Origin of the sequence: Pseudorhodoplanes sp. (assembly GCF_035565855.1) — a bacterium.
Lineage (GTDB): Bacteria > Pseudomonadota > Alphaproteobacteria > Rhizobiales > Xanthobacteraceae > Pseudorhodoplanes.
This window is the reverse complement of sequence record NZ_DATMRX010000110.1, coordinates 1-1546: the sequence shown is the minus strand read 5'-3', so window position 1 is coordinate 1546 and position 1546 is coordinate 1. Positions and strand designations below refer to the sequence as shown.

1 protein-coding gene is annotated in these 1546 nt (G+C 63.2%); it reads right to left on the bottom strand.

All coding sequences use genetic code 11. The features are described from left to right. Positions 1 to 42: 42 nt before the first annotated feature. Positions 43 to 1200, bottom strand: a complete 1158-nt coding sequence (locus VN004_RS06175; protein WP_325608048.1) for an ABC transporter substrate-binding protein — start codon at positions 1198 to 1200, stop codon at positions 43 to 45. Positions 1201 to 1546: the final 346 nt, after the last annotated feature.

Here is a 1546-nt window from a genome sequence, read left to right as displayed (position 1 = left end):
TTCGCGGGGGCGAGCGGAGTGTATGGTTTCGTGCCGCGTACCTCACTGCACGTCGTAGACCTTCCAGTCCTGCAGCACGCCGATCTTGCCGCCGTCCCAGCGATAGACGCGATAGGCCTGCTGGGTGCGGAAGTGATTGTCCTTGGTCCAGACCATGGGCACGCCGTGCAGCCCCTTGGTATCGACCTTCAGGTCCGACATCGCGGCTGCGATCTTTTCCTTGGTCGCGGGCCAGCCGGCCTTGCGCAAGGCGGCTTCGAGCGCGAGACCGCCGAGCCAGCCTTCGGTCATCTGATTGACGGGATACTTGGCGCCGCCGGCCTTCGCCGCTGCCTCGATCTCCTTATGGATCGGAAGACCGTCGGCATAGAACGAGTTCGCACCCATCACATAGAATTTCGGGTCCTTCACGCGCGGCAATTCGCCCTCGACCTCGAGATGCGCGATGGTGAGATATTCACCGTCCCAGCCGAGACGGCGCAGCGCCTCGAAGGTGCGGATCTCTGTCACCCACGGCGCCCAGGAGAATGCCCAGTTCGCGCCCGCATCCTTGATTTTGGTTGCGAACGGCGTGTAGTCCGGCGTCGGCGGCGGGATCACTTCCTTGGCGACGGTCTTGAAGCCCATCTTCTCGGCTTCGGCCGACGCGAAATCGATTTCCGAACGCGAAATCGGTATCGCCATCGCAGCATAGCCGACATTCACCGGGCCCTTGGCGACGCTCTTGACGTAAGCGAGCGCAGCGCGGCTGTCATAGGTTTGCGCAAAACCGGTCGAGCAGAATTGCAGGGGATCGGCGTTCGGCGGCAGCACTTCCTTCGGGCAGACCGCGCCCATGAACAGGACCGGTACACCGGCGCGCCTGGTTTCCGCGAGCATCGGCGCGTAGGTCGACGACAGGCTTGCATTGACGAGAACCGGCACGTTGTCCTGCGCCACCAGCCGTTTCACATTCGCGGCGGCCTTGGATGCTTCGGCGGAATCGTCCTGCAGGATCAGGTTCACCTTGCGGCCATCGATGCCGCCTTTTGCGTTCAGTTGATCGATATAGAGGCGCAGGCCTTCGACGGCTGGGCCGAGCGTGCCGGCGGCGGGGCCGGTCATCGCGCCAGTCAGGCCGATGGTGTAGGTCTCCTGCGCCGTGGCGGGCAATGCAATGGCGAGCGCGGCAATCGCGCCCATCAGGCTCCGTTTCAGCATTGGCGTTCTCCCTATCCTGTTCGTTGTTCTTTCAATGTTTGACGAATCCTACCCTCCCCTTGTGGGGAGGGTCGCCTGCTGAGCGGAGCGAAGCAGGCGGGGTGGGGTCCTTGTTCTCGCGTGCAATCGCCCCACCCCGATCTCCTTCGCTGCGCTCAGTCGATCGACCCTCCTCACAAGGGGGAGGGTAAAGAAAGCCACTATCGCAGCGCATCGCCCGCACCTGCAGCGAGCATCCGCTCCTCCGTGTCGTCGTACATGCCTTCGACCAGATCCTTGAAGCGATCGTACATCAGGTTGCGCTTCACCTTGCGCGTCGGCGTCACCGGCTCGCCGTCCTGTTCGG